Origin of the sequence: Oligella sp. HMSC09E12 (assembly GCF_001808505.1) — a bacterium.
Classification (GTDB): domain Bacteria; phylum Pseudomonadota; class Gammaproteobacteria; order Burkholderiales; family Burkholderiaceae_B; genus Oligella; species Oligella urethralis.
Genome location: NZ_KV793572.1, coordinates 1 through 13,352, shown reverse-complemented (window position 1 = coordinate 13,352; position 13,352 = coordinate 1). Strand labels below are relative to the sequence as shown.

General features: G+C 46.0%; 9 protein-coding genes. 6 read left to right on the top strand and 3 right to left on the bottom strand.

The window, feature by feature from the left end:
- Positions 1 to 10 precede the first annotated feature (10 nt).
- Both rplI and dnaB read left to right on the top strand, forming a co-directional pair.
- Positions 11 to 463: a 50S ribosomal protein L9 gene (gene rplI, locus HMPREF3179_RS05100; protein WP_018027179.1), complete on the top strand. Its 453-nt coding sequence runs from the start codon at positions 11 to 13 to the stop codon at positions 461 to 463.
- Between the two features lie 288 nt (positions 464 to 751).
- Complete coding sequence (gene dnaB, locus HMPREF3179_RS05095) at positions 752 to 2,143, top strand: replicative DNA helicase (protein WP_371419257.1); 1,392 nt, start codon at positions 752 to 754, stop codon at positions 2,141 to 2,143.
- 90 nt (positions 2,144 to 2,233) lie between these two features.
- Here the strand turns inward: dnaB and HMPREF3179_RS05090 are convergent, their stop codons facing one another.
- Positions 2,234 to 3,562: a Y-family DNA polymerase gene (locus HMPREF3179_RS05090; RefSeq protein ID WP_070469943.1), complete on the bottom strand. Its 1,329-nt coding sequence runs from the start codon at positions 3,560 to 3,562 to the stop codon at positions 2,234 to 2,236.
- Entirely contained in the window at positions 3,555 to 4,007 is a 453-nt protein-coding gene (umuD, locus tag HMPREF3179_RS05085) for a translesion error-prone DNA polymerase V autoproteolytic subunit (protein WP_018027182.1), read from the bottom strand. Before umuD ends, HMPREF3179_RS05090 begins: the two co-directional genes overlap by 8 nt.
- Positions 4,008 to 4,275: 268 nt before the next feature.
- Between umuD and HMPREF3179_RS05080 the strand changes: the two genes are divergently transcribed.
- Positions 4,276 to 5,370: an NAD(P)-dependent alcohol dehydrogenase gene (locus HMPREF3179_RS05080; protein ID WP_018027183.1), complete on the top strand. Its 1,095-nt coding sequence runs from the start codon at positions 4,276 to 4,278 to the stop codon at positions 5,368 to 5,370.
- Positions 5,371 to 5,455: 85 nt separating this feature from the next.
- On the opposite strand, the gene HMPREF3179_RS05075 is transcribed toward HMPREF3179_RS05080, so the two are convergent.
- Positions 5,456 to 6,355 carry a serine hydrolase gene (locus tag HMPREF3179_RS05075; protein WP_018027184.1) on the bottom strand — a complete coding sequence of 300 codons (900 nt, stop codon included), beginning with the start codon at positions 6,353 to 6,355 and terminating at the stop codon, positions 5,456 to 5,458.
- Between the two features lie 376 nt (positions 6,356 to 6,731).
- On the opposite strand from HMPREF3179_RS05075, the gene purL reads away from it, so the two are divergent.
- The 3 genes from purL to folE all read left to right on the top strand — a co-directional run bounded on the left by purL (position 6,732) and on the right by folE (position 12,857).
- Positions 6,732 to 10,793 (top strand): phosphoribosylformylglycinamidine synthase, encoded by a 4,062-nt coding sequence (gene purL, locus HMPREF3179_RS05070; protein WP_070469914.1) that lies wholly within the window; start codon positions 6,732 to 6,734, stop codon positions 10,791 to 10,793.
- Positions 10,794 to 11,402: 609 nt separating this feature from the next.
- A complete protein-coding gene (gene ddpX / locus HMPREF3179_RS05065) occupies positions 11,403 to 12,002 on the top strand; it encodes a D-alanyl-D-alanine dipeptidase (RefSeq protein ID WP_018027462.1) in 600 nt (199 codons plus the stop codon).
- A gap of 159 nt (positions 12,003 to 12,161) precedes the next feature.
- A complete protein-coding gene (gene folE / locus HMPREF3179_RS05060) occupies positions 12,162 to 12,857 on the top strand; it encodes a GTP cyclohydrolase I (protein WP_018027461.1) in 696 nt (231 codons plus the stop codon).
- The last annotated feature ends 495 nt before the right edge of the window (positions 12,858 to 13,352 follow it).

Sequence of the window (13,352 nt, the reverse complement as noted above, 5' to 3'; positions counted from 1 at the left end):
GGGTGGCAAGATGCAAGTTATTTTATTAGAAACCATCGGTAAGGTTGGTCAATTAGGTGATGTGGTTCGCGTGCGCAATGGTTATGCGCGTAACTACTTAATCCCTCAGGGTAAAGCGCAGCGTGCTACTGATGCTGCTATCAAGGAGTTCGAAGCACGTCGTGCCGAACTTGAAAAGGCTCAGGCCGATCGCGTGGCGGCTGCTGAAGCATTGGCTAATAAACTAGCTGATTACAAATTAGACGTTACTCAAAAAGCGGGTGTTGACGGTCGTTTATTCGGTTCTGTGACCAATATCGATATCGCTCGTTTACTTGAACAAGCTGGTTTTGAGGTGGAAAGAAGTCAAGTACGTATGCCGGACGGTGCGTTAAAAGCAGTAGGTGAGTACCCTGTAACTATCCATTTATATGCAGACATCGCTGCTAACATCACAGTTAACGTGATTGGTGAGATGGCCTAGTTACAATCTCAGTTGAGATTACACTAATCTGTATAAAAATAGCAGTAGCGATATAATCGTTACTGCTATTTTGGTTTTTAATCATCGAGTTTTTTAACGCCTATGTCCAAGCATATTGAGCATCCCTTTATAGACGATTCCGAGCATCCTGTTGAAGCGCAGGGAGTTGATTTGCCTGAGGATATTTTTGCCGAACCCTTTTATGAGGATGCAACGGCAATGTCCATGGTCGAGGTGCAGCACGATGTGATGCCGGCAACGGAGCCGATTGATAGTGCGATGATGAGTATGCCGAGCCAGCCTGATCATGAATTGGATAATTTGCGCTTACCACCGCATTCGATTGAAGCAGAACAATCGGTTTTAGGCGGTTTATTACTTAATAACTTGGCTAATGAGCAGGTTGGTGATGTGCTGGGTGAGGATGATTTTTATCGACACCATCATCGCATTATTTGGCGTCATATTCAAAACCTAATCAGTATGGATCGGCCGGCCGATGTCTTGACCGTTTACGATGCATTAAAGCTCGAAGGTACGGATAAGGAAGTCGGTGGTTTAGTGTATTTAAATGCCTTAGCGCAAAATACCCCATCGGTTTCGAATATTCGCACCTATGCAGAAATTGTTCGTGAGCGTTCGATTCTGCGGCGTTTATTAAGTGCCTCGGATGAGATTGGGACCGCCGCCTTAAATCCTCAGGGTCGCTCAGCGCGTGAGATTCTCGATGAGTCTGAGGCCAAAATCTACCGTATTTCCGAGGATAGCAATAAAAAGAGCGCTGAGTTCGTGGCCATCAGCGATGCAATGCTGGAGGTGATTAATAATTTGACCGAGTTGTCGCAGCGCGGTAGTGACTCGGAGGTGACTGGTACACCTACCGGTTTTATTGATTTAGACGCTAAAACAGCCGGTCTGCATGGTGGCGACTTAACCATTGTGGCGGGTCGTCCTGCCATGGGTAAGACCTCTTTTTCTATGAATATTGTGGAGCATGTGGCCTTGGTTGAAAAAAAACCGGTGCTGGTCTTTTCCATGGAGATGGGGGCGGCTCAATTAGCGCATCGGATGTTGGGTTCGGTAGGCAAAATTGACCAACAACGAATGCGTAAGGGGACCTTGAATAATGAGGATTGGGTCAAGGTAACCCGTGCCGTGGATCGTTTGCAGCATGCGCAAATCTTTATTGATGAAACGCCTGGTCTGAATCCTATCGATTTACGTGCCCGTGCGCGTCGCCTTAGTCGTAAGCATGGTGGTCTAGGCTTAATCGTTGTCGACTATTTGCAATTAATGTCGGGCAGTGGCTTTAGTCGCAATGAGAACCGTGCTAATGAGATTTCAGAGATTAGCCGTTCCTTAAAAAGCCTCGCACGCGAGCTGGATTGTCCGGTGATTGCCTTGTCACAGCTTAACCGTAGTTTGGAAAGTCGCCCCAATAAGCGTCCTATTATGTCTGATCTCCGTGAGTCCGGGGCAATTGAGCAGGATGCGGATGTGATCATCTTTATTTATCGGGATGAGGTTTATAACGAAAACTCACCTGATAAGGGGGTTGCTGAAATTATTATCGGTAAGCAGCGTAACGGTCCTATCGGCACGGTGCGTTTAACCTTTGTGGGTGAACATACTAAGTTCATGAACTACAGCGGTGCTAGCCCAGCCTTTATCGGTGAATAATATAAGGCTCCGCCTGCTATTGCTATATTGACAGGGTGCATGTATAGAGTGCGCTTTCAGTGCCTGGGATCCAAGATCCTAGGCACTTAACTAACGCACCCGTGGGATGTCTTGCCATCGTGTGGTGTAAGCAGGGGAGAGGTAGCGACGTTGCATCGACCAAGTGCGGTTGTTTTGGCTAAGACCTTGACTGCCAAAGCGAATGCTTCCCGGTAGCTGATGATTTAGGCGGTCAATGGTTTGCATCAAATAGCGTCCGCGTATATTTTGCACCTCATCATCGAACAACTGTGTTTGATAGTATTGTGCTGTATAAAAATCACTGAGCATCACACCGGCTTTATAATAGTGATAGCCATCACGCCAAATCCGTTGTAGTAGGCGCAAGGCCAAGGTGATAAATTCTCTACTGTCATCACTGGCTAAAAGCAAATCACCAACGGCACTATTGTAATAATAACGTGTTTCTTGCTTATAGCGGTTGGTTTGAATAAATACACTCAGCTGTTTGGCTTGTTGCTTTTCTTGGCGTAGCTTAGCGACAGCCCGTGCTGTATACTCGCTAACCGCCTGTTGCATTTCTTCTTGCTGAGTGATGCTGCGACCGAAGCTGCGACTACTGATAATCTGCTTTTTCGCTTGCATGTCCTCTAGGTGGAGGCAAGACTCGCCATTAAGCTCACGTACTGTACGTTCTAATACCACGGAAAACTGCTGCCGCACCCAGTCTGGATGTAAACAGGCTAAATCCCATGCCGTTTTAATACCGAGTTGATATAACTGCTGTGAGAGGCGTCTGCCAATGCCCCAAACATCCTCCACCGGCGTGAGCTTTAACAGCTTGTCACGGCGTTCTGGTGCCAATAAGGTCACGACACCGCGGCTTGCAGGATACTTTTTGGCTGCGTGATTTGCTAACTTTGCTAGGGTCTTAGTGGGCGCAATGCCTATCCCGATCTGTATCCCCACCCACTGATCAATGCGCTCACGAATGCGCTGTCCGTAGTGATTAAAATCCGCAATCGACTGGAGCTCAGCCACAGAGGATAGGTCTAAAAAAGCTTCATCAATCGAATACACCTCAATGGCTGGTGCCATTTCGCTCAGTAAGGACATCACCCGCCGGCTGATATCGGCATAAAAGGCGTAGTTCGATGAAAAAAAACTAACGCGGTGTTGCTTAATAAAGTCTTTTACTTTAAAAAATGGTGCTCCCATGGGGATACCTAGTTCCTTGGCCTCCGGAGAGCGAGCCACCACACAACCGTCGTTATTCGACAGGACCACCACAGGACGATGGCGTAAATCCGGTCTGAATAGCTTTTCGCAGCTGGCGTAGAAACTATTGCAGTCAACCAAAGCAAACACTTGCTCAGCGTGCAATAGCGGGCACTGGGTAGTATCTGTAGGACTAGGCATGAGCAGGGCGCAAAGCATGTAAAACGTAGGTTACTACCCCGAATAACTCCAAGGCTTCAGGCTCCTTGAGCAAGATCGGTTGATACTGACGATTACGTGGAAATAACCCGGCTTGTGGACGTAAACGTAGCTCCTTGACAGTGAGCTCACCATAGACCGAGGCAATGACAATATCACCGTGTACTGCATTAAGCGCACGGTCGACCACTAGAATATCACCGCTATGAATCCCCGCCTCAATCATAGAATCACCCTCGCAGCGTACAAAATAGGTCGCCTCAGGATGGCTGATGCAAAGCTCATTAAGATCCAGATGTTGTTCCAGATAGTCTTGGGCGGGCGAGGGGAAACCCGCCGGTATGCGCTCTAAAAATAGTGGTATGGGTTGATGGACGGTCTTAAGCAACTCTGGCGTCAGACTCTCTCCCAAGAAACTCAGCTTCATAGCGATCACTTTTTAAAGATTATACGATATATTAAAATACTGTATAAATATACAGTATATTCAGGCAGGATAGCAATCCTTTCGTCATCGGATTGACATATTAGTAAATTAGAATTAATTGATGCTTGACTGAGTTGGTGTTTTTCAGTTAGCATGATTTTGCAGCTTAAAGACTTCCTAACTTATTGATATATTATAACTTTTATCTCGATTTTGATACTTTATATCTAAAGTATTTTGCTACATCTACGATTAAGGAGTAGACTTTATGGCTATGATGAAAGCAGCAGCATTAATTGCCCCCGGACGTATTGAGCTAGTGGATAAGCCTATCCCCGATGTTGGACCTAATGACGCCTTACTTCGCATTACTACCACCACGATTTGCGGTACCGATATTCATATTTTTAAGGGTGAGTATCCGGTCAAATCGGGCTTAACGATTGGTCACGAACCGGTGGGTATTATTGAAAAGCTCGGTAGTAATGTGCAGGGTTACGAAGAGGGGCAGCGTGTGATCGCTGGCGCTATTTGCCCGACCTTTACCTCTTATCCTTCACAAGACGGCTTCCCTTCGCAGGATGGTTCTTGGATTAAAGAAGACGGTACTTGCTCTTGCCATGGCTATAAGGCCACTGCCGGTTGGCGTTTCGGTAACTGGATTGATGGCACGCAGGCGGAGTATGTATTAGTGCCTGACGCGCAGGCTAATCTTGCCCCCGTGCCAGATAGTTTGGCTGATGAGCAGGTATTAATGTGTCCCGATATTATGTCGACCGGTTTTGTCGGTGCGGAAAATGCCAATATTAAAATCGGTGATTTTGTGGCTATTTTTGCCCAAGGTCCTATTGGTTTATGTGCAACTGCGGGTGCGCGTTTACGCGGTGCTAGCTTAATTATCGCCATTGACGGTAATAACGATCGTTTGGAAGTTGCTAAAAAAATGGGTGCTCACGTGACGCTTAACTTTAAAGAGGTGGACGTGGTTGATGAGATCATGAAGTTGACCAAGGGGCGCGGCGTAGATTCTAGTATCGAATGTCTAGGTTTGCAGTCTACTTGGGAGCAGGCGCTACGTGTACTCAAGCCGGGTGGCACCTTATCTAGTTTAGGCGTTTACTCTGAAGACGTGGTGATCCCGATTAATGCCTTTGCCGCTGGTTTGGGAGATCATACGATTAAAACAGCGTTATGCCCAGGCGGCAAGGAGCGTATGCGTCGTCTACTGAACGTGATTGAGTCCGGTGCGGTCGATTTAGAGCCTTTAGTTACCCATACGCGACCATTGGACGATATTGTTGCGGCTTATGATATGTTCATGAATCAGGAAGACGGTGTTTTGAAAATCGCTATCAAGCCTTAATTAATTGATTTTTATCTGCTTATAGTAAGAAGGCCTGCACAGATAGTGCAGGCCTTCTTACTGTCTTTGCGACTTAAGCGCTAGGCTAAAATAAACTCGGGTAGTCATTTTGTACGACATGACGCACGCGTACGGCATCGGCAAAGCGGGTTAATGTCCCTTCGGCATTAAGTAATACGACGGCTACCGGACGTTTTTCAAACTCGGTGATCATCACTAAGCTCTGACCAGACTCGCGGATATAACCGGTTTTGGAAATATGAATAGACCAGTCATTATTGCGAACTAAGCGATTGGTGTTGCGATACTTTTCCGTGCGACCGTTACTGGTAATCACACTATAGTCATCGCTGGTTGAAAAGCGTTTAATCAAGCTGTCCTTGCCAACTGCACGTAACAAACGGACTAAGTCATTGGGCGTGGAAACATTCATTGGTGATAAGCCGGTTGGTTCCACAAAGCGACTACGAGTCATACCGAGCTGACGAGCGACGGAGTTCATCTCATTCACAAAAGCCGTCATACCGCCGGGGTAGGTGCGACCTAAGGCATGTGCGGCGCGGTTCTCGGAGGACATTAAAGATAATAACAGCATCTCGCGACGACTTAGGGTAGTGCCGACACTTAAGCGAGAGCTGGATTTCTTAACACGGTCAATATCATCTGCGGTGATAGTGATTTTTTCATCTAGTGGTAGACCTGAGCGCGTGATGACTAATGCCGTCAGTAGTTTACTGATTGAGGCAATCGGGCGAATTACATCTGCATTTTTTGAATACAGTACCTGATTGTCATTGAGACCGACCACCAAGGCGATTTCTGAGTTGATAATACCGCCGCCATTGTCCACGGGGCCGATAACCGGTGCATTGCTAAGGCCGTTTAGATTTTGGGCTAATGCATTGCTGGCGCCGAAGCCGCAGCAAAGCGCCAAGAGGGCAGCGCCTGCTCGCTTAGCTAAGAAGGTTTTGTGCAAAGTCAACATAACTATATTTATTAAGGTGTGTTGTTGAGGGGTAAGAGCTTCCTATTATACATAGACACTTATCAAATGTCTTTATTTATTAATAACTTAGCGACTCTTCTTAAGCTCATTTATAGATGTTAATAAATCAGCTTAAGTGATTGAATTTTAAGATGAAATGGTAGTCTGGTGTTTTTTAAATGTTAAAACAAAGACCGCTCTCCGCCTAGATTAACAAAATTTTACAATTTTTTTTGTAAAAAGAGAAACCTACAGTAAACACTCAAAAAAGGCTAAAATACAGCTAATTGTTTTTACCAAGCTTCTGCCGCTCTGTTATGACCATTTTATGTGAGCCAGGAGCTTTTACTCCTTTTTCTTTGATTAGGTAAATCACGTGTCATCTTATTTGATTGTCCCAGGTGCAGTTGCACTACCAGAATCGACTAAAGCTCGTCTTAAGGAGCAGGTTAAAGCCTTAGGTTTAGCGGTTGATAAAATTTTTACGCGTTTTGAACATTATGTGTATAGCGAGGAGCCATTATCTGCAGAGCAACAAGCTGCCGTTATAGAGCTATTAACTCGTGATGCGAAGGTGTTGGAGCCACAAATTGCCAAGCATGATGTGGAATTACGCATTATCCCGCGTTTGGGTACCATCTCTCCTTGGGCTTCTAAGGCCACTGATATCGCCCATAATTGCGGTCTTGACAGCATTATACGCATTGAGCGTGGCATTCATATGGTGGTGACGCCAGAAAAGAGTTTTTGGACTGGCAATGGTTTAACACCTGAGAAATTGCAGCAATTTATTAAGCTGATCCATGATCGCATGACGGAAACGGTGGTAATTGGTGATGATTTTGATGCCAAGACCTTGTTTCAAGATCTAGAACCTAAGCCTTTGCGCACTGTGCCTATCTTAGAAGAGGGGGCAGCGGCATTGGAAAAAGTCAATGTCGAATGGGGTTTAGCTTTATCTGAGGATGAGGTGGAGTATTTGCTTAATGCCTTTGTCGGCTTAAATCGCAATCCTACCGACGTGGAATTGATGATGTTTGCCCAGGCCAATAGTGAGCATTGCCGTCATAAGATTTTTAACGCCTCTTGGACGATTGATGGTGAGGCTAAAGAAAAGACGTTATTCGGCATGATTCGTGATACGCATAAGCATAACCCCCGTGGTACGGTGGTGGCTTATGCGGATAATGCCGCCATTATGGAAGGTGCTGAAGCAACACGTTTTTTTGCGACAAAATGTGCTGATGGCGGTTTTTGTTATCAGCCTAAAAAGCGTCTTACGCATACCTTGATGAAGGTGGAGACGCATAATCACCCGACGGCTATTTCTCCTTTTCCGGGAGCGGCAACCGGCGCCGGTGGTGAAATTCGTGACGAGGGCGCAACCGGTCGTGGGGCTAAACCTAAAGCCGGCTTAACCGGTTATACCGTGGCTAATTTACAGCTGAAAAATTTAGCGGAATCGTGGGAAAAGGATTCTCACGGTAAGCCGAGTCGTATTGCTTCTGCCTTAGATATTATGATTGAAGGCCCTTTAGGCGGCGCTGCCTTTAATAACGAATTCGGTCGCCCTAATATCCTCGGTTATTTCCGTACTTTTGAGCAAACCGTCGGCGGTCGTCGTTGGGGTTATCAAAAGCCGATCATGATTGCCGGTGGCTTGGGTAGTATTGACGCAGAGCTTTGCTTTAAAGATCCGATCCCTGACGGTGCTTTGTTGATTCAGTTGGGTGGTCCTGGCATGCGCATCGGTATGGGTGGTGGCGCCGCCTCCAGTATGGCTGCTGGAACTAATACTGAGTCTTTAGATTTTGATTCAGTGCAGCGTGGTAACCCTGAGATTGAACGTCGTGCTCAAGAGGTGATTAATGCGTGTTGGCAATTACTTGAAAATAACCCGATTATTGCTATACACGACGTGGGCGCAGGTGGTTTATCCAATGCCTTTCCAGAGTTGGTAAATGACGCTGGTCGTGGCGCTATCTTTGATCTAGCGCGGGTGCAGCTTGAAGAAAGTGGGATGTCTGCTGCCGAGATATGGAGTAATGAGTCACAAGAGCGCTATGTGATGGCGAGTGCACCTGAAAATTTAGCGCTCTTTGATGAAATTGCTCGACGTGAGCGTTGCCCTTATGCGGTGATTGGTATTGCCACAGAGGAGCGTATTTTGCGTGTGGTTGAGGGCGAGGGTCTGCCAGGTGAAGAGGGCAGCACCAGTTCAGCGCCCGCAACCAAGTTGCGCCCAGTGGATGTGCCGGTTGATGTGATTTTAGGCAAGCCGCCTAAAATGCAGCGTGATGTTAAGAGTGAGCCTTTGGTGCTCGAGCCAATTGATGTCGTTGATTTGGACTTGCGCGAAGTCGCTTTGGCGGTTATGCGTCATCCAACGGTAGCCAGTAAGTCTTTTATCATCACCATTGGTGACCGTAATGTCGGTGGTTTAACCGCACGCGACCAGTTAGTTGGTCCGTGGCAAATTCCGGTTGCGGATTGTGCTGTGACCTTGGCTGATTTTGAACATTTCCATGGTGAAGCCATGTCCATGGGTGAGCGTACACCGCTAGCGATAGTGGACAGTGCGGCTGCTAGCCGTATGGCTATTGCCGAGTCCATTACCAATATTGCGGCAGCCGATATTAAGCATTTGGACGGCCTGAAGCTATCAGCTAACTGGATGGCAGCATGCGGTACCCCTGGTCAGGATGCAGCCCTTTACACTGCGGTAGAGGCTGCGAGTGAGTTTTGTCAGGCCTTGGATATTTCGATTCCAGTGGGCAAGGATTCGATGTCAATGCGCACGGCTTGGAGCGAGCAAGCGGCTGAGGATTCAACTGAACTGCTAGAAAAGGATGTGATCGCACCGGTGTCATTGATTGTGACCGCCTTTGCTCAGGTAGAGGATGTGCGCAAAACATTGACTCCGCAATTAGTTAGCGATGAGGGGCCAACGTCTTTAATTCTGATTGATTTGGGCGAGGGTAAGCAGCGTTTAGGCGGCTCGGTTTTATCGCATAGTATCGGTCAATTCGGTAATGAAGTACCTGATATTGAGGATGCAGACAAACTGCGTACCTTCTTTGCCGTGATTCGTAGTCTGGCAGACGAAGGGGCGATTTTGGCTTATCACGACCGTTCGGACGGTGGTTTATTTGCGACCATTGCTGAAATGGCTTTTGCTGGTCACACCGGTGTGTCAATTAATGTGGATATGTTGACTTTTGACGGTGCGGTGCAGGATTGGGGTGATTATAAAATACGCCCGGAGCAAGTCCGTGTACAGCGTGATGAGAGCACGGTTAAGGCCCTATTCAATGAGGAGCTAGGCGCGGTGATTCAGGTACGTGCCGAGGACCGCGATAAGGTGTTACAGGTATTGCGTGAGGCCGGCTTATCACTATGCAGCCATGCGATCGGTAGCTTAAATGATAAGGATACGATCGAGGTATTCCGTGATGGAGAGCTTATCTTGTCGTATCCACGTGTAGAATTAGGTACTGCGTGGAGTGAAGTGGGTTATGAAATCGCTAAGCTACGCGAAAATCCACGCACGGCGCAGGCTGAATTCGATCGTTGGAAGGACACAAATGATGTCGGTCTACATGCCAAAGTAGATTTTGATCCACAAGAAAATATCTCCTCACCATACATTAATAAAGCTCGCCCTGCGGTAGCCATTGTGCGTGAGCAGGGTTCTAATAGCCAGATCGAAATGGCTTGGGCTTTCCATCAGGCAGGCTTTAGCGTTTACGATGTGCATATGACGGATATTTTAGAAGATCGTATCCATCTGTCCGAGCTGCAGGGTCTTGTTGCTGCTGGCGGTTTTAGCTATGGTGATGTGTTGGGAGCGGGTGAGGGTTGGTCTAAGACGATTCGTTACAATCCTAAGCTATTGGATCAGTTTACGGAGTTCTTTAATCGTCAGGATGTCTTTGCCCTTGGTGTGTGTAATGGCTGCCAGATGATGGCCAGCTTAAGCGATATCATTCCGGGTGCGGAGTATTGGCCGCGCTTTACCCGTAACCAATCCGCTCGTCATGAGGCTCGTTTGGTCATGGCTGAAGTGAGTGATTCCAATTCTATTTTCTTTAAGGATATGGCCGGTACACAAGCGCCAATAGTGATTTCACATGGTGAGGGTTACGCCAACTTTACCCAGCAGGGCGATTCGGATAATGTCATTTCCGCACTGCGCTACGTAAATAATAGTGGCGTGATTACTGAGGCTTATCCATTTAACCCAAATGGCAGTATCAATGGCATTGCGGCGGTGACAACCGAGGACGGTCGCTTTACCATTATGATGCCGCATCCAGAGCGAGTCGTTCGTAGCGCCATGATGTCGTGGGCACCTAAGTCGTGGGGGCCTAAGGATAGCGGTGGCGATCTGACGCCTTGGATGCGTATGTTTATGAATGCCAGAGTGTTTATTGATTAATACAGTGCTCCATTAAGGCATTAACTTAAACGCCGGTAGTCTTTAGTGATTTACCGGCGTTTATTTATTTAAGCGAAGGGTAAAGGGCGATTGATTGGCAGATGCCGCTAATATGATTGATCGGCGCTCAATTAGCTGATGGTTATTTTTATTAATAAGGAATAATGCCGATGACAGTTAACGCTACTCTGTGGATAATAATCAAATCACGGATAGCGTATCGATAAGTTTGCAAGCGCCTTGAGTCGCGATGCTATTTTATCATCAGACGCCGTAAAACCACCCATTTCAGGGGGTGGATATAAGGCGAAAAAGTTGCTACAATCAATCAGCTATTAAATCAAAACCATCTACAAAAAACAGCTAAGACAAGTATAAATTGCGAGTACGCAGTGTTTTGGCTAGTAGATGGTATTCCACACACACTCTCAAACTAGCTCGTGTCAACAGACAATCTTAACGGTAGGGTTAGTTTGAAATAAGAATCTTAGATGCAAGGTGTGAATTGCAAGGCGGTAGCCACCTCTAAGATTTGCGGTCGGGCTTGACCGTCTAGTTGTAGGAATCCCCTCCCTTTAGGGAGGGGAGGAAGTCAAAAGGGAATTGACAATGAGCACTGCCTGTACAATACAACAAAATCAACCTCATCATCGCAGCTTAGCGCCAGCCTTAGTCGAAATCACGGAGACTGAGTTTGGTGTGAAGTTGGAGCTGGTGTATGCGACAAGAAATAATTTAACCAATGAGCGTATTTATCAGGATGCAGTCTGTGCAATTCACCGAGACGTAGCGCCTTTAGTTAAAAAAGCAGCAGAGCATGCGCAACGGGCAGGCTATACCTTATTGATTTATGATGGCTATCGACCACCAGCTGCTCAAGCCAAACTCTGGCAAGCTTTACCGGATCCTATGTATATAGTACCACCTGAAATCGGCTCCAATCATAGCCGCGGTACGGCGATTGATGTCACCTTAATTGATAATCAAAGCGGGCAAGTACTGGATATGGGGACTGGATTTGATGATATGAGTCACCGTTCTCATCATGATGTTGCAGAGTTGTCCCTTGAGGTACAGCGAAATCGTTTGATCTTGCTAGCTATTATGCTACACGCTGGTTTCAAAGAAATCGAATCGGAATGGTGGCATTATGAGTTGCCTGATGCTAGTAGCTACCCTTTAATTGAGTGTGATTTTATTCGTGTCTAGCTTCAACTTAATAATCATCGGTTATTTGCGCAAGGCAATGATGCGTATAGTTGATCAGCGCTGAATTAGTTTAAATAACAAAAAAAGCTGTTAATTCGTGCTGTGCATCATACAATAGAGGCTCCAAGTTTAAAGAATTGATTAGCTTAAGGGGTTCCGATGAGTGACTCGGATTCTAAATATATTTCAAATATCATCAGACAACGCATACAACATGCCGGCGCTCGTTTTAATGCAAATGATAATATCGCCGATTTTATTGAAGAGGGTGAATTAGATCAGTTGCAAGCGGAAGTTGAGGAGAAAATGACTGAGGTCTTAAAAAGCCTAGTCATTGATATTGATACTGATCATAATACGCAGGAGACGGCGCGCCGAGTCGCTAAAATGTATGTGCGCGAAGTGTTTGGGGGGCGCTATCACTCGATGCCGCCAATTACTGAGTTTCCTAATATTGAAAAGCTCAGTGAGTTGATTATTATTGGGCCGATTCAGGTGCGTAGCGCTTGCTCACATCATCTTTGCCCGATTATGGGCCAGGTGTGGATTGGCGTTTTACCCGATTCAAATTCGAATTTAATTGGCTTATCAAAATATGCTCGTATCACCAATTGGGTAATGGGGCGCCCGCAAATTCAAGAAGAGGCAATTGTGCAATTAGCCGATCTGCTGAACGATAAGATGAAACCTCAGGGCTTAGCCATTGTCATGAAGGCGGATCACTTTTGCATGCAGTGGCGCGGTGTGAAGGATATGAATTCCAAAATGATCAATAGCGTAATGCGCGGTGCTTTTTTGAAAAACTCGGATTTACGCAAAGAGTTTTTAGATTTACTGCCCCTTAATAAAAACTGAATCTCAACGGTAGTGAACTACTCGGATAGGGGAAATGGCAAAGTAGTATCTGGATATCTATGATTGTTGCGCCGATTGTTTGCTAATATTTTCCTATCGACTAGTAACAATAATGGACGGTAGTAAAGAAGTGAGCATGATTGGATAATGGTCTTGCTAACTATAATTCAAGCACGACGTTGATTGCGAAAATAACTCGTTGCTAAAAAGGCACAAACTTCTGTAGAGCACAATTTACTTGGCTTGCAGGGCCGTTAATAGTTTTATTGCTTGGTTTTTTTGTATTATTACATGTAAAGACCTTGCAATATTTTTAACAGCTACGTATAATGTCAATCTTTGTCGCAGCTGAGCTAGGGTTTATGCTAGTTTAGAGTAAAAAACAAATCACTTGCATTTTGTTCCTGTTTGTGACATACTGAAGAATCCGACGCCAAGTAAACGATTTGATGATTGGATATAAAAACAACACACTAAAATTTATTTTCAAATATT